We start from the raw sequence: 23,387 nt of genomic DNA, 5'->3' as shown, positions 1-23,387 counted from the left end.
AAGCTTGAAGGGCGCGTCGATGGCAGTGCTCGAACGACCCCTGATCGCCCGGCCACGCATCCTCCTGGTCGAAGACGATGCTGCCGTTGCCGGCCTCACGGCCCGCTTCCTGCAGAATCACGGCATTGAGTGCCACATGGCCGCGGGCGTTGCGGCGGCGGAGCAATGCCTGTCCCGCGAGGTGGTGGATCTGATCCTGCTCGACCTCGGCCTGCCCGATGGGGATGGGTTGACGATGCTGCGACGTCAGTCCTCCCAGATTCCCGTCATCGTGGTGACCGGCCGAGGCGACTCGGTGGATAGAGTCGTGGGCCTTGAGCTCGGTGCCGATGACTATGTCGCCAAGCCGTTCGACTACCGCGAGCTGCTGGCCCGCATACATTCGGTGCTGCGGCGGGCACAGCGCCCTCTGGTCCCAGCCGGACATGTGTTGCGCTTTGACGGGTTGCTCCTCGACGCGTCTGCGCGGGTTGTATTTGATCGTGACGGCGATGCGATCCGCTTGACGTCGGCTGAGTTCGATCTGCTTTACGCGCTGGTTCAAGCCGCCGGCAAGGTACAGAGCAGAGATCAGCTGATGAACGCGCTACACGGACGCGACGCGGGCCCGTTCGATCGTGCTATCGACGTCCACATCGGCAGGCTGAGGCGCAAGCTTGAGCGTGATCCGTCGCAGCCTCAGCTGATCCAGGCGACTCGAGGGGTCGGCTATCGGTTGGCTGCCAGCGTGTCGATGTGACCGGACTGATGCTCCCGCAGTTGTTTGATATCGTTCCTGACGCGCTGCTGCTGGTGGATGCAGAGGGGCGTATCAGCCGCGCCAATGGCAACGCAGAGCGTCTTTTCGGTTATGGCAACGACGGGCTGATTGGACTCGCTGTAGAGGCCCTGATGCCGACCGACGCGCGAGGGCGGCATCTTCAGCATCGCCTGGGTTACATGGCTTCCCCGCGCGTCCGACCGATGGGCCAATCCGACCAGGTGCTGGTCGGCCAGAAGGCGAACGGTCAGCAGTTTCCGGTGGAAATCGCGTTGAGTCCGATCGAGACTGCACACGGACGACACTTCCTCGCCTCGGTGCGCGATATCTCTGAGAGTCAACGCGTTCGGCAAGCCTTGGTGCGGGCCAGCTATGATGCCTTCATTGCACGGCTGGGACAGATGGCCTTGGACGCGGGTAGCGAGCAACAGCTCGTTCGCGCATTGCCTGGCATGCTTATCGATGAGCTCAAGGCCGACGCAGTTGCGTTGGCCTTTCCTGAGTCGGATGGTCATGCGATCGATGTGCGCGTTGCCGGACAGATCAATGGTGAGGCCCTTCGCCACATACTGTCGTCGCGCTGGGACCTGCTCCAAGCATCGCTTCCAGCGGACCGTGCCACCATTCTGGATGATGGGCAGTTGGAGCTGCTGGCCGAAGCAGGTGATGGGTTTGCGTGTGGTGCGGCAACGCTGCTCCGTGACCGCGACCACCCGACAGGGATTCTGATGGTGCTTTCCGCAGATGCGCGACCGATCCAGCATGACATCCTTCATCTGATTCAGGGCGTCGCAGTCCTTGTCGCGGCGATAATGCAGCGCCGCAGAACGGCGGAGCAACTCGCCCATGCGCAACGCCTGGACGCACTCGGTCAGTTGACCGGCGGCATCGCGCACGATTTCAACAACCTGTTGACCATCATCTCCGGCAGCCTACAGCTTCTTGATGACGAGTATGCCGCTCACGAGGGTGCGCGCGATCTTATCGCAGGCGCCCTCCACTCCGTGGCGCGCGGAGCATCTCTCACGTCCAAGCTGCTTGCCTTTGCAAGACGCCAACCTCTGGCACCCCAATCGGTCAAGCTTCACCAGCTGGTTCATGATCTCGGCACCATGCTGCAACGAACCTTGGGTGAGTCATTCTCACTGACGATTGAATGCCACCGCGGCCTCCCACCTGCGCATGTTGATCCCTGCCAGCTTGAGACAGCATTGGTCAACGTGGTCTTGAATGCGCGCGATGCCCTTCCGGGAAACGGCGAGATACTGCTCTCGGTTGAGGAGCAGTGGGTCAGTCCGCAGGAGATGGAGGAGCTGCAGGCCGGGCACTACATTGTCATCAGCATCACAGACCACGGCATGGGCATGTCCGCCAGTACCGCTCGGCGCGCGGTTGAACCCTTCTTCACCACCAAGTCGATGGGTCAAGGGAACGGACTTGGCCTCAGCATGGTGTATGGCTTCACGAGGCAGAGTCGAGGCATGTTGCACATCGACACCGTCCACGGTCGAGGCACAACGGTAAGCATGTACCTCCCGGTTGCCACGTCCCAGCCAGAGCGGTCGCTGCCCCCGCGACATCGGGTGGAGGGCGCGCGGCAGACCATCCTGGTGGTGGAAGACGATCCGGGCGTGCGACGGATTGCCGTCTCGTTTCTCCAGGCTGCCGGTTACGTCACGTTGGAAGCATCTGACGCGGCCGAGGCACTTGCGATCGCACGGAAGCACCCGGAAACAGCCCTGGTCTTCAGTGACGTCATGCTCGGAGGCGCGACGAACGGCCATGCGCTGGCCTCTGCCTTGCGCGGGCAGCTGCCGGGCCTGGCGGTACTCCTGACCACGGGCCATGACGACGCGCCCGAGATCAATGCCGACACCGGGCACTGCGGCACCTTGCTACGCAAGCCGTATCGGCGCGAGGATCTCTTGCTAGCGGTCCAGCAACTGATCGCTTGACGGCGGTTCCGCATGCGACATCGGCACAGCAGGACGTCAGTTCTGTGTTTTTGACTGGGCGCGAAGGCTCGGTAGATCGACGATGCGGATATGGGAACGACTGATCTCGATCAGCCCTTGATCCTGCAACCTGTGCAACGTGCGGACAACGGTCTCGATCTGCATGGCAAGGAAACTGCCGATGTCGGCACGCGTCATGCAAAGCAGCATCTGTGTCGCGCTGAAGCCGCGCTCGGCCAGTCGCGTGGAGTAATCAAGCAGGAACGATGTCACCCGCTGCTCGGCATTCAGGCTGCCGAGCGCCAGCATCCATTGCCAGTCACGTCTTATCTCCGAGGCGAGCATCCCGCTCAAGCGCTCTTGGAATCCGGGAATGCACTGACGCAGAAGGAACGGCTGCAGCTCCCAGACCTCACCGTCGTCCAGCGCTGTCACGTGGCATGGGTAGACAGCCAGGTCCAGTGCTTCCTGCCCAAGGAGCTCGCCGCGCATCGGGAACGCCGTCACACGTTCTCGGCCATCCTCACTGATCAGAGCACTTTTGAAGACGCCCGACTGCACCAGGAACAGTCCGCGAAATGGCTGGCCTGCGCGGATGACGTGCTGCTTCCTGCGAACGCGGCGTTTGACAAGGGGCGTGCCCTGCAGCAGGCGCTCCCAGCTCCCGCCACTACCGCCCACGACGTCGCCTTGAACGCCGAGAAAGGGTGCCACACCCGCTGTGTCGAGCATGACGTGACTGGCAGTGTCCCACATATCCAATCCTCCACTTGACCCACACCCAATCTAGGCGCGGCCGGAGGCTGACGGATGGCGGTGGATGGTCGTTTTGTAACGATATGTAAAGAACCGCGTTTCTTGATGCAGGTCAACACGCCCTCTCCCGGTGCGCCGCCAAATGGACATGCGCCCCGGCGATGCCGTGCATACGTCCGACCTGAGGAGGACGCTTGAGATGAATCGATTGAAAGGAAAGGTGTGCATAATCACCGGTGCGTCTGTGGGTATTGGCCGCGCCTGCGCAGTTCGCATGGCCGAAGAAGGCGCCGCGGTGGCCCTGTTCGACATACATGACGGAGAAGGCAACGCATTGGTCAATCAGCTGGCTGGCGCCGGTTCTGCCGCGATCTACTGGCACGTCGACGTTCGGAGCGAAACCAGTGTGCAGGATGCCATCGACGCCGTCGTGGATCGGTTCGGGCGTCTGGATGTCATGGTCAACAATGCCGGAATTGCAGGCGCCAACCGCCCGACCCACGAGCTCAGTGAGGCCGATTGGGACCAGGTCCAGGCCGTGAATGTCAAAGGCGTCTTCTTCTGTACCAAGCATGCCCTGCCCCACATGCGCAGACATCGTACCGGCAGCATCATCAATCTGTCTTCAATCTATGGTTTGGTGGGCGCAGCGGACCTTCCCGCCTACCACGCATCCAAGGGCGCGGTCACGCTGATGTCCAAGACCGACGCATTGATCTACGCGAGCGACGGCATTCGGGTCAACTCGGTACACCCAGGCTTCATCTGGACGCCGCTTGTCGAGCACCACTTGCAAGACAGTGGTATCGCTGATCTGGTGGCCGGCAGGCACACGCTGGATCAACTGCACCCGTTGGGCCATGTGGGTACGCCCGACGATGTTGCCTGGGGGGTCGTGTACCTTGCATCGGAGGAATCCAGATTCGTCACGGGGTCATCCCTGGTGATCGATGGCGGCTACACGGCGCGCTGAGCTCGCACGTAGTGCCGTGTACGTTGATCTGCGTCAACTTGCCGGTTCCGCCAGGGTACTAGCCTGCATGCGTCCCCATCAGCCCTGGCTGCCATGACCACTCCAGACCTCCCGTCTCCCCTGTCCCCCGAGCTCTTTCCACGCTGGATAGAGGTGCTGCGCGACCGTACGAGGGTACTGATTCGACCCATCACGGCGGCGGACAGGGATATCGAGCGCGCGTTCATTGAAGGCTTGTCCCCGCAGGCCCGCCGTTTCCGGTTTCTGGGCCAGATTTGCTCGCCCAGCGAACAATTGCTGACGCAGCTGACGGTGCTGGACGATGCTCACCAGGTCGCCTTTGCCGCCGTCATTTCCGACGCGTCGCGTGAGCAGCTCATCGGAGTAAGCCGTTACAGCACCAATGCCTCCGGGGATGCCTGCGAGTGCGCGGTGACGGTCGCCGACGAATGGCAGGGACGCGGGCTGGGGGTGATCCTCATGAACCACCTGATTGCCATTGCCAGGTCGCGAGGAATCAAGCGGATGTATTCGATTGACGACGCCCAGAACACACATATGCGGGAACTGGCCAAGCATCTGGGATTCAGCAGCCGCGTCGATACCGAAGACCATCGTCAGGTCATTCATGAGCTGCCACTCGATCCCGGTACCTGAGATCGCGGAAGGCTCAGGCGATCACCGCATTCCTTTTCCAACCGAAAGACAGCCCGGGCACGTCCCGTCACCCTCCCCCCATCGCATCGGCGTGGGGAACAACGCACGCATCGCCTGCCTGTCAGTGACTACCGGGTAGTCCAGAAAGTGCGCGGCGACCGCATTGACCGAGTCTGTCGCAGCCAGATAGATGCACGTATCGGCCAGTACCGATGCTTGCGTCAGGGTTTCCATCGTGGTGACGGGTGCCGCATACACCAACAGCGTCGGACCATACACGCGAACCATTCGCAAGGATGACGCAATGGCGGAGGGTGTCGCCGAGCCGTCATCGAGCACGATGACCGTTCGCTGCGCCAGTCCAGCCGATGAGCAGATTCCGCAGCGCCTGCGATGCGCTTGAGCCTGGGCGAGGATCGCTCGCTGAACATCCTGAAGGTCTGCTTCGCAGGCCGCTTCTTCCGGACTGCCGAACGGCATTGATGATTCCGCGCGCTCCCTGCGGCTGGGGATCACCTCATGCCATGACGCAGAAGCCCACTCAGCGGGCAAGCCCGCGAGCCTCAGCTGCGCCCCAAGCGCATCGGCGATGAGCCGCCCCATCGGCAGTGATGCACAGGAAACGGCCAGTACTGACGCCCGGGTCTGCTTGTACGCCTCCAGCGCGTCCGCGAGCCCGAGCGCTGCTTCAAGAGAATCCCGGAAGACAAGGTGCGTCACGACGGTGTCCTGTTCTGCAGAAGGTGCCTTCCGCCGCCCATGCCGCCGGGTGGCAACGCTCTTTGGCCTCTGAAGGCCATGCCGAACCGCTCTCACCCCGAGTCGAGGTCAATGTGCTGCAGGTACTCGGGGATGCAGGCAGACCAATGCAGCTGCCGTTCGATGGCCAACCGCAGCGCGTCGGCGGCGTCTGGCTCACCGTGAGTGATGAAGACCCGCCGCGGGGTCGCCTTTGCCGTGCGTAGCCAGTTGAGAAGCTCGTCGGCGTCGGCGTGGGCGGAGGCTGCCTCCACCTGCACCACCTCGGCACGTATCGCCACATCCTGGCCATAGATGCGCAGCAGCCTCTCACCGCGGACCAGCGCTGCCCCGCGCGTTCCCCCTGCCTGGAAGCCTGGCAACAGGATCATGTTGCGTGGATCCGGGCCGAAGGCGATGAGATGATGAAGAATGCGCCCCCCGGTCAGCATTCCGCTTCCCGCGACGATGATCATGGGGCCCTGCCGACGGTTGAGCGCCTTGGATTCCTCGATGCTGTTGACGATCCGGGTTGTCGCGTGCAGCCGCTTCAATGCGGCATCATCCAGCAGATGTTCGTCCCTGTATTTCCCGTAGAGCAAGGTGACGTCCTTGGCCATCGGACTGTTCAGGTAGGTCGGGGCACGCGGGATCCGTCTCTCCGCCTGCAGGGTCGCGATCACGTGCAGCAGCAGCTGGGCGCGTCCCACCGCGAACGCCGGAATCATCACTACCCCGCCGCGCCCGAGGGTACGCCGGATCGGCTCGATAAGCAGGTCCGTCAAGGACGCGGCCGGATGGTGCCGGTTACCGTATGTTGATTCCACCACGACCCAATCCGAGGCCGGCAGCTCGGCGGGAGGGCGCATCACCGGATCGTTTGAACGGCCGACATCGCCACTGAAGGTGATGCGCCTGCCCCGGTGGACCAGCGATACGGATGCAGCGCCAAGAATGTGCCCCTGCTTGCGAAACGTAGCCGTTACGCCAGGCACCGGCTCAAAGGGGGCGGAAGCGTCGACGACGCGCATCCGCTCCAGGCACCGTTGCGCATCCTCCTCGATGTAGAGCGGCTCGGCCGGATGGTGTTTCGAGCTGCCGCGCTGATTCGCGTGGCGCGCCTCTTCCTCCAGCAGGCGCGCGGCGTCGGGAAGAAGAATCCGGCATAGATCACGGGTGGCTGGTGTGCACCACACGCACCCGCGGAACCCCTGCTTGAACAGACGTGGCAGATATCCGCTGTGATCAAGGTGTGCGTGCGTGAGCAGCACCGCATCAATGGACGCGGGATCCACGGGAAACGGCAGCCAGTTACGCAGTCGCAGCGGCTTGTATCCCTGGAACAGCCCGCAATCCACCAGGACGCGAGCGTCTCCGGCCTGTACCAGATAGCGTGAGCCGGTGACGGTATCCGTGCCGCCCAGGAACACGACGCTGAAACAGGCTGCATCGTGAGGTTGATCGTTCATGTACATGGATCACCTGGGAGGCCATTGCATCAGGTGTGCGACGCGCCAGGCCGGAGTTGCTCGGCAGCCGCTACCCGGCACGGGCGAACGGGTTGGATGGCAGGCTCCCCGCTGGTCTCAGTGGGCAAGAAGTACGGGTATCGGACTGTGCCGGATCAATGTGCGGGTGACGCCGCCAAACAGGAATTCCGAGGCTCGGGATCTGCCGTAGCCGCCGGCGACAATGCAATCAGCGCCGCTCTCCTTCAGGAAGTTCAGTATGGCCGGCCCTGCCCCACCTTCCTCATAGCCGCGGTGAACAGGCGACGCTGCTACACCGTGGCGCTGTAGATGAGTCACCAGGCGCAGACCTGCGTCGTCCTCCCTGCTCGGATCGTCCGGATCGGAATCGATATACAACAGGTGCACGCGCTGTGCTGCGATCAACAACGGCAAGGCGTCATGCACTGCGCGAATGGCTTCCTTGGTGTTCTTCCACGCAATCACAACATGACGCGGCACCGCGTCGCAGGCGTCCGGCGGGACGAGCAGCAGCGGCACGCCCGATTCCACCAGCAACGAGGAGACAAGCGTGTCTTCAATGCCAGGATCATCGCGATGCAACCCCAGGATGGTCAGGTCAACGCATCGTGCCTGAGGCAACACCTGATCCACCGGTCCCTCCCACACCCTCTCGTTCGCACACACGGTCCACTCCACACCTGCGCCCGCCAGCCGCTCCTCCAGCGTGGTGGCGAGCCCCCTGACCGTCTCCTTGGCCGGCTCGTGCAGGGCGGTGTAGACGGCTGGGTAGTACATCCAGCCCGTCGCCACCGGCGCAACTACACTGGCTCCCGCCAGTGCGACCAGGCGGCTTCCCTGCGCACGCGAAAGCGCCGTGGCCAGACCCAGCGCCTCCTCGTGCAGGCGGCCCGAGACGAAAGGCAGCAGAATGTCGCAGTACATGTTCGGTCTCCCCGGGGTGAAGGAGCCGTCAGCTTGCGCCCTGCGTGACGAATGAACTTGATCGAAGTCAATGAAATCCCTTCTGGATCATTGATCTGGATCAAGTCACCCCAGCGTGGGTTCTGCGCAAATGCCCTGACAGAATCGCCACTGACCGATTTCAATGGGCACCCGACCATGCTGAGCATCGTCCAGGATCCGGCAAGCACCGCCGCGGGACTGATTGCCGCCTCGGTCGTGGGCATCCTTGCGGGACTGGCATGGCAGCGAGCGGGCAGGAGGTCGGCGGCGGCCAACACGCGATCCGGTGCCAGTGTTCTGCTTGCGCTGGTCGCGATCTCAGGCGGGCTGGGAGCGCTGCTGGGAGACGCGGGGCTGGTAGCTGGCGCGGTGCTGCTGGGCCTGGTCATCCGCCCTCGGCCGCAACGATTCCAGGCAACCGCCGGCACGCTGACGGTCCTGCCTGCCCTGTACATGGTGGGCGCCATTGCGATGGCGTCACCTGGAACGGCAATCCTCGCCGGCAGCGCCATCCTGATGTTACTGGTTGGGGGACCTGGGCTGATCCGCAAGGTGAGTGCGACGATCTCCAATCGAGATCTTCGGGACGTCGCAACCGTACTGGTTGCTGGCTTTCTGATCCTTCCTCTGCTTCCGGACCGCCCCATCGACCCCTGGGAAGTAATCAACCCGAGTCGGCTCGGGACACTTATCGTTGCGTTGATGGCTGTCAGCACCGGGGCGCATCTGGCGCTGCGCCATCTGGGACCGAGATCGGCGTTGGCCTTGACCGGTTTCGCCGGTGGGTTTGTCTCCAGCACCGCCACTGTCGCCGCGATGGCGGACGGAGCGCGGTCGGCCCCCGAACTGGCGCCTGCCTTCGCAGGCGCGGCCTTGCTTTCCAACGTGGCTATGATCCTGCAGTTGGGCCTGGTGATGGGCACCCTCGCACCTGCCATGCTCACCTACAGCATGGTCCCCCTGGCCTGCTCGGCAATCGTGGCCTTGGGAGCCGCATGGGCGTTGGGATGGCGGGCCCTGCTGCGCACGTCAGCAGTATCCGGGCTGGCAATCGGACGGCCATTCAAACCGTTGGCGATCATGGTCTTTGTTGGACTGATCGTTCTTCTCCTTCTGGCAGCAGGTCTGCTGCGGGAATGGCTGGGAGACGAGAGTCTGCCGTGGGTTCTGGGTATCTCCGGCATTGCCGACGTGCATGCTGCCACCGCCTCCGCCGCACAGATGGTGGGGGCGGAGCGGATCAGCAACAGTGCCGCGATACAGGCGGTCACCATTGCACTTGCGGCCAACTCATTGCTGAAGTGCGTTATCGCCGCAGCAAAGGGCGGGTGGCGCTTCTCCGCACCATTGTTGATTGGAACCAGCCTGATTGTCGGAACGTTCGCTGTGGCCGCCGCGCGTAACGGATGGCCGTCAATAAGTTGACCCATGTCAATATGTCCGCGCAGGACCAGCGGAAAATCTGGTCCAACGTCGGCCTCTGTGTCCAGCTGCCAAAATGGATGTTCTTGTCCCTTTGACGAATACGCCTGCTGACACCTCTGCCATGCAGCTGGCAGCAGCACTTGTCGGCGCCCGCGGCGGTCACGTCACGCTGGTGCAGCCGGTAGAATCTCCATTGCCTGACACCGCATACGTCAAGGTCCCCCCTCGAGTTGCCACGCTCGCGCGCCGGGTCGCGCAATGGAGTGTGCCTTATGACATCCAGATTGAGGAAGGACGCGCGGAACGTCCTGTGGACGCGATTTCGATGTTTGCGCAGCGTTTCGACCAGGTGATCATGGCCTGCTCCGGGCATGACCGCGCCGAGCGCAGGCTGCAACATGCCCAGTTCTCTTCACTGGTGAGCCGATCCGGACGCCCCATCATTGCATTGCCCGGGAGAACCCGGTTTGACGGAATCTTCAAGCGAGCGGTCATCGGCTGGAGTGCAACGCCAGAGTCTGCTCGCGCGGCACATGATTTCCTGAGACTGGATTTCGAGTGTTCGCTTGTGGTTACCACCGTGGACGGAAGTGATCGAGTCCATGAGCACGCTCAGGCGTTCGTCAACAGCTTGGTGCGACAGGGCCGAGAGGCCACATTCGCTTCCTTGTCGTCGAATGGGAGGAGCGTGGCTGACGTGCTGCAGGGCCACGCGCTCGATAGCCAGGCGGATCTGCTGGTCTGCGGCGCCTACGGACATTCGCGCGCGCACGAATGGCTGCTGGGTGGGGCGACCAAGGCGCTTTTCGAATACACCCTCACGCCACTGTTCTTCTCACGATGACGCGACAGGGAGGGCGGGACCATGCTGAAAGACATTCTTGTGCCGCTGGCGGATTCGTCAACGGATGACGCGGCCATACGCTTCGCCATCGAGATCGGCAGATCGCAGGATGCGCGAGTGCGCATCATTGAAACCGTCTACCTGCCGCCACCTGCGATAGGAACGCCTGATCCGACGCCCAGGCCATCGTTCCTGGCGGCGCAGGACGCGCAGCGTAAGGAAGCCTCCGGGAGAGCGGCAAGGATCAGAGCCAGAATCACAGAACATCCCGGAATCTCTGTGGAAGTTCATGAAGCCGTAACGGAATCGCCCGCGGAGCTTGCCGCGCGACTGGCCTTCTCTGCGGACATGGTCATTCTGGGCGGCTGGTCAGGCTTCTCGACGCCCGATCCGATTGGTCTGGCCCTGTTCAACGCGTTGCTTTTTGACGCGGGAAGGCCTGTTGTGGTGGTTCCGCCACACTGGCGGCCAAGTGGGAATGCGTGCGCAGTCGTGGGCTGGAAAGACACCCCGAATGCGTGCCGCGCCCTGCATGCTGCCATTCCGTTGCTGCAGCAGGTGCAGTCTGTGCAACTGGTGGAAATATGCAGGTACCGGGACGAGATGGATGTGGCTGACACTGTGATGCCCTCTCTCATCGAACACCTCCACCGCTGGGGCATCGCCGCATCCGCCATCAAGCTGCCTGGTCAGCACCGTCGCTCCAGCGAGGTCCTTGTCGACCATGCCAACGCAGTCAAGGCATCGCTGGTCGTGGTCGGCGGTTACGGTCATTCCCGCCTCCGCGAGTGGGCAGTCGGCGGAATGACGAGAGCGCTGCTGCTGGGGGCGGCAATCCCGGTGCTGTATGCCCACTGACGATCCCGCACTGGCGACGCTCAGCCCGGCAAGGCCAGAACGCAGGTTCCGTGCCACGCTGTTGGAGCCGGGTCGCTTTGCAGTGTTGTGCCTTGCGATCTATGCGGGCTGCTGGCTGCTGGCCGCCGTGGAACCGTACCATCGACGCGATTGGTTGCTGGAGAATCTACTGGCGTTCGCTGCTGTTCCCTACCTCGTCGTCCAGCAGTGGCGGCGCCCGTTCAGACCTGGCACCAACGCGCTGCTTCTCATCTTTCTGTGCCTTCATGCTGTGGGCGCGCATTTTACCTATGCGGAAGTTCCCTATGACGCTTGGGCGCAGAAGCTGGTTGGCGGGACAATTTCCGATGTGTTTCACTGGAATCGCAACCATTTCGACAGGCTCGTCCACTTTGCCTACGGCGCATTGGTCGTGCCTGCGGCAAAGGAGCTCTATGCGAGGCACATGGTTGCCGGTGAGTTGACGCTGAACCTGATTGCCGTTGAGTTCATCATCGCCACGTCCGCTGCCTATGAACTCATCGAATGGGGCGCGGCACTGGTGGTCGACCAGGATCTTGGGATGGCGTATCTCGGCATCCAGGGCGACGTATGGGATGCACACAAGGATGTGCTGCTGGCGTCAGTCGGGGCGATCGTCAGCGTGGTGGCTGTCAGCGTACGGCGGGGCAGACGTGCTCATGGCCGCTCGTCGGGCTGATCCACGCAGAAGATCCCATGCAGGGCAACCAGCATCGCCTCAACGCGGCTGTCATCGATGCGATAGAAAACTGAACGTGACTCTCGCCGGGTCGTAACCAGACGCCGCTGGCGCAGCTCGGCAAGCTGCTGGGAAAGGGCCGGCTGTCGGATGCCGGTCGCCTCCTCGAGGGCACCCACGGTCGATTCCCCTTGAGACAGTTGGCAGAGCAAGAGCAGACGCGACGGCGTGGCCATGAAGCGCAGCAACTCTGCCACGTCAGGCACCCGCTCCTTCATGTCGGCCAGGTTGGTTGCGGTAAGACGGTCGTTCAAGAGCGGAGGCACCGGACAGGAGAGCTAGAGCGTACCCGTTAATCCGCACGGCAGCTGAACCGTACCACGGGTATACACCAATAGTTGCATAGTTTAGATAACTATGAAGTAATATCCACAATCCGACCGCCGGGAGCATGCCGTGAATACGCCTGTCATCATCGATTCTGCATTGGAGAGGGCTCAGGACATCGTACGCAGGGCGCGAGAAGGCGACACGCCTTCCCCCTGCATCAAGACGTTCTTCGATCCCGCCACGTTCACGGCCAGTCATGTGGTTCGTGATCCCCGTTCTTCAGCGTGCGCCATCATCGACTCGGTTCTTGATTTCGATATGGCCTCTGGACGCACCTCGACCGGCTCGGCCGCAGCGCTGGTCCAGTACATTCGTGACGAAGGCCTCCAGGTGCAATGGCTGCTGGAGACGCATGCGCACGCCGATCATCTTTCCGCCGCACCCTGGCTGCAGCAGCAGGTCGGTGGAAAGCTTGCCATTGGCGAGCACATCACCATCGTCCAGGACACCTTCGGCAAGGTGTTCAACGCAGGTACGGAATTCAAGCGCGACGGAAGCCAGTTCGACCATCTGTTTACCGATGGCGCGGAGTTCACCGTTGGAAACCTGCAGGCCACGGCGTTGCACGTGCCAGGGCACACCCCTGCATGCATGGCCTACGTCATCGGGGATGCGGTGTTTGCTGGCGACACACTGTTCATGCCGGACTACGGCACGGCCCGCTGCGACTTCCCCGGAGGCTCGGCCCGCCAGCTCTATCGCTCGATCCAACGTCTACTGGCTCTACCGGATGAAACCCGGGTGTTCCTCTGCCACGATTACAAAGCCACGGGCCGGGATCGCTTCGCATGGGAAACCACCATAGGCGCGGAACGAACCGCAAATGTCCATGTGCATGAGGGCGTGACGGAGGCCACGTACGTGGAGATGCGCGAGAGCCGCGATGCGACGCTCCCCATGCCGCGCCTGATCCTGCCTTCCGTGCAGGTCAACATGCGCGCGGGCCATCTGCCCGAGCCTGATGACAACGGGGTGCGCTACCTGAAGCTGCCGGTGGACCTGCTATGACCCTGCCCTCCTTGGCGTGGTACTGGCCACTCATCGGCGGCCTGATGATCGGGACGGCAGCGGGTGGGTTTCTGGCGCTGACCGGTCGCATTGCCGGTGTTTCCGGTTTGCTTGCCAACACCCTTGGCCTGTCGCGAGGGGGCGACCGCGCGTTGTCGGCTCTTTTCCTGGCGGGGCTGCTGGTGTCGTCGGGCGTGGCGCTGGCCGTCAAGCCCATTTCGCTGCCCTCTCCCGCAGGCTCCCCACCGGTGCTGCTCATCCTGGCCGGGTTGCTGGTCGGCTTCGGGACGCGGCTCGGATCTGGCTGTACGAGTGGTCACGGCGTTTGCGGCCTGGCCAGGCTGTCACCGCGCTCCCTGGTCGCCACCGGCATGTTCATGCTCATGGGCATGGCCACCGTGGCGGTTGCGCGCATGATCATGGGAGGCGGAGCGTGATCCGGTTGGCGGCATTTCTGTCTGGTGCCCTGTTCGGGTTGGGTCTGGTCGTCTCGGACATGGCCAATCCCGCGCGCGTGCTTGCCTTCCTCGACGTCGCAGGCAAGTGGGATCCGTCACTGGCCCTCGTCATGGCCGGCGCCCTGATTCCGTCAGCGATCGCCTATCGGTGGGTCCGCGCACGCAATGCGCCTGTGCTCGCTGCCGCGCTGCACATCCCCCGTCAGCGCCAGATCGATCGACACCTGGTCATCGGCGCGGCCGTGTTCGGTATCGGCTGGGGACTCGCAGGCGTGTGTCCAGGCCCTGCAGTTGCACTGTTGGCGACAGGTCAAACGTTTGCGCTCGTGTTCGCGGCCGCAATGGTCGTCGGCATGCTCCTCCACTGGCTTATCTACCACTTCCGCACAACAGAGGGTTCGCCATGAATCTCCGATCGCTTTCACCTTGCCTGCGTGTGACCGACCAGCTGGCTCCCACAGATATCCCCGCGCTGAAAGAGGCGGGCATCTCGAGTGTCATCTGCAATAGACCCGACGGCGAGCAGCCGGACCAGCCCGATCACCTTGCACTGCAGGCTGCCTGCTCCAGGGCGGGCCTGCGCTTTGCCTATCTTCCCGTCGTGCCTGGCAGCATTGCCGATGGACAGGTGCAGCAGTTTGCCGTGCTGCTGGAGCAACTGCCTGCGCCCATCGCCGCCTACTGCAGGACCGGCACCCGCTCGACGTCGCTATGGGCCCTATCCCAGGTTCGTACCGGCCGAGCGACGCCCGAACAGGTGCTGTCCGTTGCCGGCGAGGCTGGCTACGACCTCTCCTCCCTCGCTTCGCGCCTGCAGGACGCCCCCTCCTCCCCTGCCTGACGGCCAACCGACATGCAAACCCTCTCCCTGCTGCAGCTCGCGCTGGGTGGACTCTCCGGCATTCTCGTTGGTTTCATACTCGGACTGGTCGGGGGAGGTGGCTCGATCCTGGCTGTCCCGCTGATGCTCTACCTGGTGGGTATCGACGACCCTCACGTCGCCATTGGCACGAGCGCGCTCGCGGTTGCTGCCAATGCACTTTCAAATCTCTTCGTGCACGCCCGCAAGGGAAACGTGAGATGGCCGTGCGCATCCGTCTTCGCGTTGGCGGGTGTCGCGGGTGCGTATCTCGGCTCAACGCTGGGCAAGGCCATCGACGGACAGCGGCTGCTGCTCCTCTTTGCCCTGCTCATGATCGCGGTTGGCATGCTCATGCTGCGCAAACGCAATGCGGCAGGCGATGCAGGCGTCCGGCTCAGCAAAGGAAACGCACCGGCACTGCTCGGGTTGGGGGCGTCTTCTGGAGCACTCTCCGGCTTCTTCGGCATTGGTGGCGGCTTCCTGGTTGTCCCCGGGTTGGTGGCGGCCACCGGAATGCCCGTGCTCGCCGCGGTTGGCAGCTCTCTCGTTGCTGTTTCCGCTTTTGGCCTGGCGACCGCCATCAACTATGCATCATCCGGACTGGTGAACTGGCCGCTCGCCGCCGTCTTCGTCGTTGCCGGCAGCGTGGGCGGCATCATCGGCGCGCGCACATCCAGCTCGCTGGCGCAGCATCGCGGCATGCTGAACATTGTACTGGCGTCGCTCATCCTCCTTACGGCCGCCTACACGCTCTTTCGGGTCCTCTAACGTGTCCCGGGTGATCGGGGAATCGTGTCCACCGCCATCATCATGCTCCACCAGGCGCCGCGTGGTTGCCAATAGCGGCACGCGTCGCCACGCTGGCCGCAGTCCCGTTCCGGCAGCCGGAGGGCCTGCCCTGCCAGGGCGAGCGCAGGCTTCCCAGGCCCTGAGGCCCGGGAAGCCTGGCAATGGTCCGCGCTTCAGCTGCAGGACGTGACGTCGATGACACTGCACTTGTCATAGGTCTGGACATAGGCCCGGCACGACTCCTGCAGCCGGGCCCGCAGCTTGGTTGCTGCCTGGCTCTTTGCCGCGGTGCAGCCTTCGTGCGTAAGCACCCCTTTGCCGGTGTTCGCATAGCCCTTTTCGGTCTGCGTACACTTGTCCGACGGCGCCGCCTGCTTCACCGTTGCCTGGGCCTCATAGCATTGCTTCGCGTGGGCAGTCGCGATGGATGCCCACAGCAGTACCGCGACCAGGATGATCGATTTCATGGTGTTTCCCCTCGGTTCGTGTGAGTAGTCTGTCTTCCGGCAACGCCGTAGCGTGTTGACCTGCCGGTACCGGCGCGCTGCGATCCCTCCTGTCGCCTTGGGCTCCTGTCTGTCAGCGGCGATTGCACTCTAGCCAGCGGCGGGTACGCGCTCTGTTCCGGAACGCTCAGAAAGTGTGCGCGGCGTTGCACGGCCTGCTCCTGCCGCTGAAGCGCACCGGTCCCTGAGCGGTCAAAAGCGTTTTGTGGTGACCCATCCAGCGCCATCGGTGGAGGTCGCAGCGACCTGGCTCCCGACATGCGTCGCGTGCATCAACGCCGCCACAGCCACCCGGAATGACCCTTCTTCCAGCCTGCCTGCCATCGGGTACAGGCGATGATCGACCAATCCCTGCGCCCGTTGGCAGCGCCACTGGAGCGCACGCCTGCGCCTGCCGCTCCTCCGCATTGGACGACGACGTCTTCACCCGCCCGCCTTATGCTGGAATGCCATTCCGTTCTGCAAGGACGTGCACCATGACCAAGCTCCACACCCTGTTGATCACCGGCTGCCTGATTGGGTTCAGTGCCGCTGCGTCGGCTGAAACCGTGAATCTCACCAACAGTGCCGACGGCGTCAACCGCGATGCCGGCATCACGGCGGTAAAGAAGAAGCTCCAGGACGCATGCACCGAGCGGAACGGCTCGCCCGATGCGGCGTCGTTCGAGGTGGTCTTCGAAAAGACCAGCGACAGCCCGAACGTGCCCAAGCCGTACTATGTTGACGGCAAGATGAAATGTACGTTGCCCGGCTGAGCGGACGTTTCTCTCCCGTGTTCCCGGTAGACCTCCATTGAGGCCGCCACGCTGCGCGGGGGGCTCGAATGGTGGGCCTCCTGTGGGCGATCTCCCCCGCCAGGATGGCGAGGGAGTCGTAGCACCTTTCACCTTCCCGATATGTCGCCTGCAGCGTACCGCCCATCCGTTCGCGCTGGTCGTCCCGCGTTGGCAGAGGATCTCGGGCGGTTATGCGTGACGGATCTGGCGCGCTGCTCAGCGCAGGTGATCCTTCAGGAACAGCCAGGTGATCAGGGTGGCGTCCGGCCCCTGCGGGTCGGTGAATGGCAAGCCGGATTGGCTGCCGCTCCAGGCATGCCCCATCCCCTGCACGACATAGTGCTGCGCCAGCGTCCGGCCACCGTAGGTGTAGGTATCCAGCGTATAGGTGCGCCCACCCGGCACCTGTCCGGTGAAGGTGCTGGTTGGCACGTACTTCACCGAATCGTTGTCAACGCCATCGTCGGCCAGATCATTGGTCTGCAGGAACTGGCGGACGGCCTGCTGTCCGTTCACCGGGTTCACCGTGGCATCGGCGGTGCCGTGGAACACCAGTACCGGAATCGGTCGAGGCGACGGCGAGCCGGCGCACTGCCAGGCAAGCCGGCCGTTGCTGTCCGGCGGGTAGATGCTGCCCGCCAACAGCGCGTAGGCGCTGCCGGACACCGTGGTAGCGCCCTTGTACATGCCCCCGGAATGGATCGCGCCTGCGGCGAAGACATCCGAGTAGCAGGCCAGCATGATCGAGGTCATCGCGCCGCCCGCCGAGATGCCGGTGACGTAGACCCGGCGCGGGTCCACGCTGTAGCCGGCCTTCACCGCGTCCACGATGCCGGCCAGGATCGACGCCTCGCCGCTGCCGCGCGCCTGGTTGATCGGCAGCTGCCAGTTCCAGCAGCGCGCCGGGTTGGCGGTGACGTTCTGGCGCGGGTAGACCACGATGAAACCTTCGGTATCGGCGACGTCGTTGAAGCCGGAGGCCTCACCCATGAGGTTGGGGCCGGTAACGCAGCCATGCAGCACCAGCAGCAGGGGCAGCGGCCGGGTGGCCTGATAGTCTGCGGGCACCCATACCTGGTACTCGCGACTGCCGAACAGGTTGCCGTATAGACCGATGTCCCAATGGCCGGCGGGCCCAGCCGCAACGGCACTGCCTGCCGTGGCAAGCCAGGCGCACAGCACGCGCATGGCTGCCTTGATTGAACCGATTCCAGATGTCATGACCAGCTCCTCTCAGGTGAGTCGTGGATGAAGGAATACCGGGAAACCTCGTGGACCAGCCTTCCAGAGGGTGCAGCGACGCCGCGATCAAACCCAGCCGGTGGCGTAATGGATGCCGATCACCACGAACACCGCGAGGGTCTTGATGAGGGTCACCGCAAAGATGTCTTTGTAGGCCTGGCGATGGGTCAGCCCGGTCACCATCAACAGCGTGATGACGGCGCCGTTGTGCGGCAGGCTGTCCATGCCGCCGGACGCCATCGAGGCGACGCGATGCAGCACCTCCATCGGGATGCCGGCGGCCTGCGCGTTGGCGATGAAGGTCTCCGACATCGCCGCCAGCGCGATGCTCAGGCCGCCGGAGGCCGAGCCGGTCACCCCGGCCAGACCGGTGACCGTGACCGCTTCATGCAGCAGCGGGTCCCGGATCGACCCCAATGCGTTGGCCACCACCATGAAACCCGGCAATGCGGCGATCACCGCACCGAAGCCGTATTCCGAGGCGGTGTTCATGGCAGCCAGCACCGCCCCGCTGATCGCGGTGCGCGTGCCGTCGGCGAACCGGGTGACCACGGGGCGCCAGGCCAGTGCCAGCACCGACAGGATGCCCACCAGCAGCGCGCCCACCACCGCCCAGATGGCGCCGATCTTCTGTACGTCCTGCACGACGGGTGCGGCGCTGCCCAGGATCGCGGGGATGAAGCTGTGTTCGCCGCCATACCACTGCGGTATGCCCAGGGTGAACAGCTTGTTGGACACGAACGCCAGCACCAGCGGCAGGATGGCGATGCCGGCATGGGCCAGTTGGGTGCCGGCGAAGGGGGTCGGTTCGTTCACCAGCGTGGCCGGGTCGCCGTAGCCCTCGCCCGTGCGCAGTGCCGCGCGGCGGCGCCACTCCAGGTACGCCATGCCCACCGCAAGCACGAACACGCTGCCGAGAATGCCGAGCACCGGTGCGGCCCAGGTATCGGTGCCGAAGAACGCGGTCGGGATGATGTTCTGGATCTGCGGCGTACCCGGCAGCGCGTCCATCGTGAAGCTGAAGCCGCCGACGCCCAACGTGGCCGGAATCAGGCGTTTGGGGATGTTGCTCTGGCGGAACATTTCGGCAGCGAAGGGATACACCGCAAACACCACCACGAACAGCGACACACCGCCGTAGGTGAGCAGGCCCGACACCAGCACGATCGACAGCATCGCCCGCTGCGGGCCGAACAGCCGGATCGCCGCACCGACGATGGAACGCGAGAAGCCGGACAGTTCGATCAGCTTGCCGAACACTGCGCCCAGCAGGAATACCGGGAAATAGAGCTTCAGGAAGCCGACCATCCTGTCCATGAACAAGCCGGTGAACATCGGTGCCACCAGCGAGGGATCGGTCAGCAGCACCGCACCGAGCGCGGCGATGGGCGCGAACAGGATCACGCTGTAGCCGCGGTAGGCCACCAGCATGAGGAAGGCCAGCGCTGCAAGTACGATCAGTAACGACATGCGGCGCTTCCAGATGAGGAGGCGCCCAGTATCCGGATCTGACGGCCGCTGCCGACTGGACCTAGGTCCACTCGCGGCCGCAGCGCGGCACCCTTAGCCTAGGCGTCATGGGTGGCATAGGGCCACCTGCGACGCACATGCCTTGGGGGAGGACCGAATGAAACGGAATTGTCTGGGTCTTATGATCGGCGCGCTGCTGGCCTCCGGGCCGGTACTGGCCCAGGAGGCGCCACAGGCCGCACCGACGGCAGGCAAGTCTGTTGCGCCCACCAATCTGGACAGCATCACGGTCACCGCCCGCAAGCGCGAGGAAACCCTGCAGGAAGTGCCGGTGGCAGTGACCGCCTTTACCTCCGAAGCGCTGGACAGGATGAACGTGCAGGACATCGGCGATCTGGATGCGCTGGTGCCCAATCTGACCATCTACGCGGCGCGCGGCGCGAGCAGCACGGTCACCGCGTACATCCGTGGCGTTGGCCAGTCCGATCCCACCTGGGGGGCCGATCCGGGTGTGGGCATCTATCTGGACGACGTCTACATCGCCCGCCCGCAGGGGGCCCTGCTGGACGTCTTCGACGTGTCGCGCATCGAGGTGCTGCGCGGACCGCAGGGTACGTTGTACGGCAAGAACACCATCGGCGGTGCGATCAAGTACATCTCGCGCGGCCTGCCTACCCAGACCGAAGGGTTTGCCCAGATCACCGTGGGCAACTACAGCCAGCTCGATGCCAAGGCCGCCATCGGCGGCCCGCTGGGCGGTGCCGACAGCGGCCTGCGCGCGCGCGTGGCGGTGGCCAGCCTGAACCACGATGGTTTCGGCGAGAACAGGCTCAACGGCCAGCCGGTCAGCGACAAGCAGATCAATGCGGCGCGCCTGAACCTGGGGGCGTATGCGGGCGATGATGTGGATGTGCAGTTCGCGCTGGACTGGATCGACGACCAATCCGGCATGCGGGGCTCAAAGATGCTGGCGCCCAACCCGTTCACCCCGGCGTATCCGCCGATGGACGACCGCTACGACATCCGCTCGGGCATGCGCAATCTCAACAGCGTGGAAACCAAGGGCGCCTCGGCCACGGTGAACTGGCGGCCCAGTGAAGATGTGGCGGTGAAGTACGTGGTGGCCAAGCGCGAATCCGACAGCGAGGCCAACATCGACTTCGACAGCACGCCGGTCAAGGTGGCCGATGTCGGCGGTACCTATACCGACAACCAGGTCAGCAACGAGCTGCAGCTCAACTACGATGCGGGCGGCCGTGTGCGCGGCGTGGTGGGTCTGTACCAGTTCAGCGGCGAAGCTGGCGGGCAGATCCGCAACAACTTCTTCAATCTGCAGTTCGCCGACACCCGGGGCAAGGTGATCACGGACAGCATCGCGCTCTATGCCGATTGGACATTCGACCTGACCAGTACGCTCAAGCTCGACCTCGGCGCGCGCTACACCGACGAGGACAAGCGCGCGATCGTGCTGAACCGCTTCTATGCCGATGCGACGTTCACCCGGCCTGTGGCGGTGGCAGCCGATTTCGACAAGACCACCAGCTTCAGGAACGTCTCGCCCAAGGTGTCGCTGGACTACCAGATCACCCCGGACATCATGGTGTACGGCCTGGCCACCCGTGGGTTCAAGTCGGGCGGGTACAACATCCGCGCCAATGCCGTGGCGGTGCCCCGCTCCGCCGAGCCATTCGATGACGAAACCGTGGACAGTCTCGAGGTCGGCAGCAAGATGGCCTTTCTCGACCAGCGCCTGTTCCTCAACCTGTCGGCCTTCCACAACAAGTACAAGGACATCCAGCTGTCGGTGTTCACGGGTATCGATACCAATGGCGACGGCGTGGACGATGCCTTCTTCGGCGACTTCACCAATGCCGGGGCCGGCACCATCAACGGCCTGGAAGTGGAGTACCAGTACCTGCCGACCCGGCATTGGCTCGTCACCGGCAACCTGGCCTGGCTGCACACCCGCTACGACGAGTACATGGACCGCGGCCTCAACGTTGCCGACCAGATGAAGTTCACCAACGCGCCAAAGGTTTCCGGTGCCTTGAATGTGGAGTACCGCACCGACCTGGCCAGGGGAGGCAACCTGTCCGCACGGGTGGGCTACAGCTACCAGAGCGAGGTATGGCCGACCACGGATCTGAGTCCGGTGATCCGTCAGCAGGGCTACGGCCTGGTCAATGCCGGGGTGATCTGGCGGCTCGACGACGCGTGGACCTTCTCGCTGCAGGGCGACAACCTGGCCGACAAGGCGTACCGCACCACCGGCTACAACATTCCGGCGGCCGGCACGCTGATTGGCTTCTATGGCCCGCCGCGCCAGTACAGTCTCAGCGTCCGTTACGATTTCTAGAAGGCACCCGCATGACGCAGTCCCATGATGATCTGTACTGGAACAGCGACGATGGCCTGCGCCTGCACGCGCGCGACCATGCACCGGCCGCAGGACAGCCGCCCCGTGGCACGGTGGTCTGCATTCCCGGGTTGACCCGCAATGCCGCCGACTTCGATGCCCTTGCCGGAACACTGGCTGCCGCCGGGTGGCGCGTGCTTGCCGTTGACCTGCGCGGGCGTGCCGGGTCGGCGCGGGCGCCCGACCCGTCCAGCTACAACCCGCGTGCCTATGCCGACGACATGGTGGCGCTGCTGCGCGCGCAGCACATCGACAAGGCGGTGTTCGTCGGCACCTCGCTGGGCGTGCTGGTCACCCTCACCCTCGCGTCGCGCGCACCGGGTCTGGTCGCTGCGGCGGTGCTCAACGATGCAGGCCCCAAGGTGCCGCGCGAGGCCCTCGCACGGATCGGAACGTATGCCGGCAAGCCCGTGCCGCCGATGGATCTGGACCAGGCCACCGCCTATGTGGCCTCCATCGGCAAAGCCGCGTTCCCGCGCTTCACCGCCGATGACTGGCAGGCGATGGCCACACGCACCTTCCGGCCGCGCGACGATGGTCTGCTGGAACTGGACTACGACCCGGCGGTGATCCGCACCACCCGGCCTTGGGTGCTGTGGCTGCTGCGCCCGGTGCTGTGGCGCGCGGTGCGCAGGCTGACGGCGCGGGTGCCGGTGCTGGTGGTACGCGGGGCGTTGTCGGACATTCTGCCCGCCGAGGTGGCACGTCAGATGGCGGCAACCTCGCCAACTGCCCGGCTGGTCGAAGTACCGGACGTAGGGCACGCGCCCACCCTCTCCGAACCGGAGGCGCGCGACGCGATCCTCGCCCTGCTGGAGGGCGTGCGATGAGTTCGACTGCGCCGATCAAGGCATTGCCCGTGGCGCTGCAGGCGCTACGGGACTGGGCGGAGCGCGAGCGGCTGGGCCGGGTTACGCGCATTGCGCAGTCGCGCATCGACGCGTTTGCCGACGCCACCGGCGACCACAACTGGATCCATGTTGATCCGGCCCGGGCGCAGACCGGGTTGCCGGGGGGCAAGACGATCGCGCATGGGTTCCTGCTTCTCTCGCTGACCGTTGAAGACGATGTGGCGGCGCTGACGGGCTTCCCCGGCATTGCTCACGTACTCAACTACGGCTTGAACACGGTGCGCTTCCTTGCGCCGGTGCCGAGTGGCGCAGAGGTGCGGGTACGGTCGCGGCTGGTGTCGCTGGAGGCGCGCCAGCCCGGGCAGTGGCTGCTGACCCAGCACAAGGCGGTGGAGGTGATGCCTGGCGGCGCGGTGGCCCTGGTGGCCGAGCAGCTGTCGCTGATCGTCGCCGCTCCCTAGCGGCGACGCCCTCTCCCGCAACGCGGCGCCGGCCTGCTGCACGCCGGCCGGGGTTCT

Annotated in this window: 25 protein-coding genes; 17 read left to right on the top strand and 8 right to left on the bottom strand. The window is 64.1% G+C overall.

Annotated elements, in window-relative coordinates:
* Positions 1 to 19 precede the first annotated feature (19 nt).
* Both ACPEH1_RS08890 and ACPEH1_RS08885 read left to right on the top strand, forming a co-directional pair.
* Entirely contained in the window at positions 20 to 739 is a 720-nt protein-coding gene (locus ACPEH1_RS08890; protein WP_423715663.1) for a winged helix-turn-helix domain-containing protein, read from the top strand.
* A complete protein-coding gene (locus ACPEH1_RS08885; RefSeq protein WP_423715662.1) occupies positions 736 to 2,715 on the top strand; it encodes a PAS domain S-box protein in 1,980 nt (659 codons plus the stop codon). Before ACPEH1_RS08890 ends, ACPEH1_RS08885 begins: the two co-directional genes overlap by 4 nt.
* Positions 2,716 to 2,751: 36 nt before the next feature.
* Here the strand turns inward: ACPEH1_RS08885 and ACPEH1_RS08880 are convergent, their stop codons facing one another.
* Positions 2,752 to 3,471: a helix-turn-helix domain-containing protein gene (locus ACPEH1_RS08880; protein ID WP_423715661.1), complete on the bottom strand. Its 720-nt coding sequence runs from the start codon at positions 3,469 to 3,471 to the stop codon at positions 2,752 to 2,754.
* Between the two features lie 199 nt (positions 3,472 to 3,670).
* Between ACPEH1_RS08880 and ACPEH1_RS08875 the strand changes: the two genes are divergently transcribed.
* Both ACPEH1_RS08875 and ACPEH1_RS08870 read left to right on the top strand, forming a co-directional pair.
* Positions 3,671 to 4,444, top strand: coding sequence for an SDR family NAD(P)-dependent oxidoreductase (locus ACPEH1_RS08875; protein WP_136004969.1), 774 nt, complete (start codon positions 3,671 to 3,673; stop codon positions 4,442 to 4,444).
* A 153-nt stretch (positions 4,445 to 4,597) separates the two neighbouring features.
* Positions 4,598 to 5,101 (top strand): N-acetyltransferase family protein, encoded by a 504-nt coding sequence (locus ACPEH1_RS08870; RefSeq protein ID WP_423715660.1) that lies wholly within the window; start codon positions 4,598 to 4,600, stop codon positions 5,099 to 5,101.
* Positions 5,102 to 5,122: 21 nt separating this feature from the next.
* Here the strand turns inward: ACPEH1_RS08870 and ACPEH1_RS08865 are convergent, their stop codons facing one another.
* The 3 genes from ACPEH1_RS08865 to ACPEH1_RS08855 all read right to left on the bottom strand — a co-directional run bounded on the left by ACPEH1_RS08865 (position 5,123) and on the right by ACPEH1_RS08855 (position 8,253).
* Positions 5,123 to 5,821: a hypothetical protein gene (locus ACPEH1_RS08865; RefSeq protein WP_423715659.1), complete on the bottom strand. Its 699-nt coding sequence runs from the start codon at positions 5,819 to 5,821 to the stop codon at positions 5,123 to 5,125.
* A gap of 92 nt (positions 5,822 to 5,913) precedes the next feature.
* Positions 5,914 to 7,308, bottom strand: coding sequence for an MBL fold metallo-hydrolase RNA specificity domain-containing protein (locus ACPEH1_RS08860; protein WP_423715658.1), 1,395 nt, complete (start codon positions 7,306 to 7,308; stop codon positions 5,914 to 5,916).
* A 117-nt stretch (positions 7,309 to 7,425) separates the two neighbouring features.
* Positions 7,426 to 8,253 carry a universal stress protein gene (locus ACPEH1_RS08855; RefSeq protein ID WP_136004767.1) on the bottom strand — a complete coding sequence of 276 codons (828 nt, stop codon included), beginning with the start codon at positions 8,251 to 8,253 and terminating at the stop codon, positions 7,426 to 7,428.
* Positions 8,254 to 8,304: 51 nt separating this feature from the next.
* On the opposite strand from ACPEH1_RS08855, the gene ACPEH1_RS08850 reads away from it, so the two are divergent.
* The 4 genes from ACPEH1_RS08850 (at position 8,305) to ACPEH1_RS08835 (ending at position 12,101) form a co-directional block, all read left to right on the top strand.
* Entirely contained in the window at positions 8,305 to 9,699 is a 1,395-nt protein-coding gene (locus ACPEH1_RS08850; protein WP_423715657.1) for an MgtC/SapB family protein, read from the top strand.
* 73 nt (positions 9,700 to 9,772) lie between these two features.
* On the top strand, positions 9,773 to 10,543 hold the full coding sequence (locus ACPEH1_RS08845) for a hypothetical protein (protein WP_423715656.1): 771 nt from the start codon (positions 9,773 to 9,775) through the stop codon (positions 10,541 to 10,543).
* Between the two features lie 21 nt (positions 10,544 to 10,564).
* Positions 10,565 to 11,401 carry a universal stress protein gene (locus tag ACPEH1_RS08840; protein ID WP_312708014.1) on the top strand — a complete coding sequence of 279 codons (837 nt, stop codon included), beginning with the start codon at positions 10,565 to 10,567 and terminating at the stop codon, positions 11,399 to 11,401.
* On the top strand, positions 11,391 to 12,101 hold the full coding sequence (locus ACPEH1_RS08835; RefSeq protein ID WP_423715655.1) for a DUF2238 domain-containing protein: 711 nt from the start codon (positions 11,391 to 11,393) through the stop codon (positions 12,099 to 12,101). Before ACPEH1_RS08840 ends, ACPEH1_RS08835 begins: the two co-directional genes overlap by 11 nt.
* Here the strand turns inward: ACPEH1_RS08835 and ACPEH1_RS08830 are convergent.
* Positions 12,080 to 12,379 carry an ArsR/SmtB family transcription factor gene (locus ACPEH1_RS08830; protein ID WP_026070483.1) on the bottom strand — a complete coding sequence of 100 codons (300 nt, stop codon included), beginning with the start codon at positions 12,377 to 12,379 and terminating at the stop codon, positions 12,080 to 12,082. The genes ACPEH1_RS08835 and ACPEH1_RS08830 overlap by 22 nt on opposite strands.
* Positions 12,380 to 12,587: 208 nt before the next feature.
* Between ACPEH1_RS08830 and ACPEH1_RS08825 the strand changes: the two genes are divergently transcribed.
* From ACPEH1_RS08825 to ACPEH1_RS08805, 5 genes are read left to right on the top strand one after another with little or no spacing between them, the layout of a single operon-like run.
* Positions 12,588 to 13,499 (top strand): MBL fold metallo-hydrolase, encoded by a 912-nt coding sequence (locus tag ACPEH1_RS08825; protein WP_017354339.1) that lies wholly within the window; start codon positions 12,588 to 12,590, stop codon positions 13,497 to 13,499.
* Entirely contained in the window at positions 13,496 to 13,936 is a 441-nt protein-coding gene (locus tag ACPEH1_RS08820; protein ID WP_287251179.1) for a YeeE/YedE family protein, read from the top strand. The genes ACPEH1_RS08825 and ACPEH1_RS08820 overlap by 4 nt, the downstream gene beginning before the upstream one ends.
* Positions 13,933 to 14,364, top strand: coding sequence for a YeeE/YedE family protein (locus tag ACPEH1_RS08815; RefSeq protein ID WP_017354337.1), 432 nt, complete (start codon positions 13,933 to 13,935; stop codon positions 14,362 to 14,364). The genes ACPEH1_RS08820 and ACPEH1_RS08815 overlap by 4 nt, the downstream gene beginning before the upstream one ends.
* Entirely contained in the window at positions 14,361 to 14,798 is a 438-nt protein-coding gene (locus ACPEH1_RS08810) for a TIGR01244 family sulfur transferase (protein ID WP_026070481.1), read from the top strand. The genes ACPEH1_RS08815 and ACPEH1_RS08810 overlap by 4 nt, the downstream gene beginning before the upstream one ends.
* Positions 14,799 to 14,825: 27 nt before the next feature.
* A complete protein-coding gene (locus ACPEH1_RS08805) occupies positions 14,826 to 15,587 on the top strand; it encodes a sulfite exporter TauE/SafE family protein (RefSeq protein WP_287251214.1) in 762 nt (253 codons plus the stop codon).
* 194 nt (positions 15,588 to 15,781) lie between these two features.
* Here the strand turns inward: ACPEH1_RS08805 and ACPEH1_RS08800 are convergent, their stop codons facing one another.
* The gene (locus ACPEH1_RS08800; RefSeq protein WP_017354334.1) at positions 15,782 to 16,075 is read right to left on the bottom strand and encodes a hypothetical protein; all 294 of its coding nucleotides are present in this window, start codon (positions 16,073 to 16,075) and stop codon (positions 15,782 to 15,784) included.
* 515 nt (positions 16,076 to 16,590) lie between these two features.
* On the opposite strand from ACPEH1_RS08800, the gene ACPEH1_RS08795 reads away from it, so the two are divergent.
* Positions 16,591 to 16,869 carry a hypothetical protein gene (locus ACPEH1_RS08795; RefSeq protein ID WP_136004781.1) on the top strand — a complete coding sequence of 93 codons (279 nt, stop codon included), beginning with the start codon at positions 16,591 to 16,593 and terminating at the stop codon, positions 16,867 to 16,869.
* Between the two features lie 237 nt (positions 16,870 to 17,106).
* Here the strand turns inward: ACPEH1_RS08795 and ACPEH1_RS08790 are convergent, their stop codons facing one another.
* Entirely contained in the window at positions 17,107 to 18,111 is a 1,005-nt protein-coding gene (locus ACPEH1_RS08790; RefSeq protein WP_026070479.1) for an alpha/beta hydrolase family esterase, read from the bottom strand.
* 87 nt (positions 18,112 to 18,198) lie between these two features.
* On the bottom strand, positions 18,199 to 19,602 hold the full coding sequence (locus ACPEH1_RS08785; protein ID WP_423715654.1) for a GntP family permease: 1,404 nt from the start codon (positions 19,600 to 19,602) through the stop codon (positions 18,199 to 18,201).
* A 157-nt stretch (positions 19,603 to 19,759) separates the two neighbouring features.
* Here ACPEH1_RS08785 and ACPEH1_RS08780 point away from each other — a divergent pair, with 157 nt between their 5' ends.
* The 3 genes from ACPEH1_RS08780 to ACPEH1_RS08770 are packed head-to-tail and all read left to right on the top strand — an operon-like array spanning position 19,760 to position 23,330.
* A complete protein-coding gene (locus ACPEH1_RS08780) occupies positions 19,760 to 21,958 on the top strand; it encodes a TonB-dependent receptor (protein WP_423715653.1) in 2,199 nt (732 codons plus the stop codon).
* An 11-nt stretch (positions 21,959 to 21,969) separates the two neighbouring features.
* Entirely contained in the window at positions 21,970 to 22,848 is an 879-nt protein-coding gene (locus tag ACPEH1_RS08775) for an alpha/beta fold hydrolase (RefSeq protein ID WP_423715652.1), read from the top strand.
* Complete coding sequence (locus ACPEH1_RS08770) at positions 22,845 to 23,330, top strand: MaoC family dehydratase (protein ID WP_423715651.1); 486 nt, start codon at positions 22,845 to 22,847, stop codon at positions 23,328 to 23,330. Before ACPEH1_RS08775 ends, ACPEH1_RS08770 begins: the two co-directional genes overlap by 4 nt.
* Positions 23,331 to 23,387: the final 57 nt, after the last annotated feature.

Source organism: Stenotrophomonas sp. NPDC077421 (assembly GCF_049545505.1).
In the GTDB taxonomy this organism is placed as follows: domain Bacteria; phylum Pseudomonadota; class Gammaproteobacteria; order Xanthomonadales; family Xanthomonadaceae; genus Stenotrophomonas; species Stenotrophomonas nematodicola.
This window is presented reverse-complemented; position numbering and strand designations above follow the sequence as displayed.

Bases quoted from the DNA above. Each gene is read 5' to 3' on its own strand.
- ACPEH1_RS08890 (WP_423715663.1), top strand. From the start codon at position 20: ATGGCAGTGCTCGAACGACCCCTGATCGCCCGGCCACGCATCCTCCTG.
- ACPEH1_RS08880 (WP_423715661.1), bottom strand. From the start codon at position 3,471: ATGTGGGACACTGCCAGTCACGTCATGCTCGACACAGCGGGTGTGGCA.
- ACPEH1_RS08875 (WP_136004969.1), top strand. From the start codon at position 3,671: ATGAATCGATTGAAAGGAAAGGTGTGCATAATCACCGGTGCGTCTGTG.
- ACPEH1_RS08860 (WP_423715658.1), bottom strand. From the start codon at position 7,308: ATGAACGATCAACCTCACGATGCAGCCTGTTTCAGCGTCGTGTTCCTG.
- ACPEH1_RS08855 (WP_136004767.1), bottom strand. From the start codon at position 8,253: ATGTACTGCGACATTCTGCTGCCTTTCGTCTCGGGCCGCCTGCACGAG.
- ACPEH1_RS08850 (WP_423715657.1), top strand. From the start codon at position 8,305: ATGAACTTGATCGAAGTCAATGAAATCCCTTCTGGATCATTGATCTGG.
- ACPEH1_RS08845 (WP_423715656.1), top strand. From the start codon at position 9,773: ATGGATGTTCTTGTCCCTTTGACGAATACGCCTGCTGACACCTCTGCC.
- ACPEH1_RS08840 (WP_312708014.1), top strand. From the start codon at position 10,565: ATGCTGAAAGACATTCTTGTGCCGCTGGCGGATTCGTCAACGGATGAC.
- ACPEH1_RS08835 (WP_423715655.1), top strand. From the start codon at position 11,391: ATGCCCACTGACGATCCCGCACTGGCGACGCTCAGCCCGGCAAGGCCA.
- ACPEH1_RS08830 (WP_026070483.1), bottom strand. From the start codon at position 12,379: ATGAAGGAGCGGGTGCCTGACGTGGCAGAGTTGCTGCGCTTCATGGCC.
- ACPEH1_RS08820 (WP_287251179.1), top strand. From the start codon at position 13,496: ATGACCCTGCCCTCCTTGGCGTGGTACTGGCCACTCATCGGCGGCCTG.
- ACPEH1_RS08810 (WP_026070481.1), top strand. From the start codon at position 14,361: ATGAATCTCCGATCGCTTTCACCTTGCCTGCGTGTGACCGACCAGCTG.
- ACPEH1_RS08800 (WP_017354334.1), bottom strand. From the start codon at position 16,075: ATGAAATCGATCATCCTGGTCGCGGTACTGCTGTGGGCATCCATCGCG.
- ACPEH1_RS08795 (WP_136004781.1), top strand. From the start codon at position 16,591: ATGACCAAGCTCCACACCCTGTTGATCACCGGCTGCCTGATTGGGTTC.
- ACPEH1_RS08790 (WP_026070479.1), bottom strand. From the start codon at position 18,111: ATGACATCTGGAATCGGTTCAATCAAGGCAGCCATGCGCGTGCTGTGC.
- ACPEH1_RS08785 (WP_423715654.1), bottom strand. From the start codon at position 19,602: ATGTCGTTACTGATCGTACTTGCAGCGCTGGCCTTCCTCATGCTGGTG.
- ACPEH1_RS08780 (WP_423715653.1), top strand. From the start codon at position 19,760: ATGAAACGGAATTGTCTGGGTCTTATGATCGGCGCGCTGCTGGCCTCC.
- ACPEH1_RS08775 (WP_423715652.1), top strand. From the start codon at position 21,970: ATGACGCAGTCCCATGATGATCTGTACTGGAACAGCGACGATGGCCTG.
- ACPEH1_RS08770 (WP_423715651.1), top strand. From the start codon at position 22,845: ATGAGTTCGACTGCGCCGATCAAGGCATTGCCCGTGGCGCTGCAGGCG.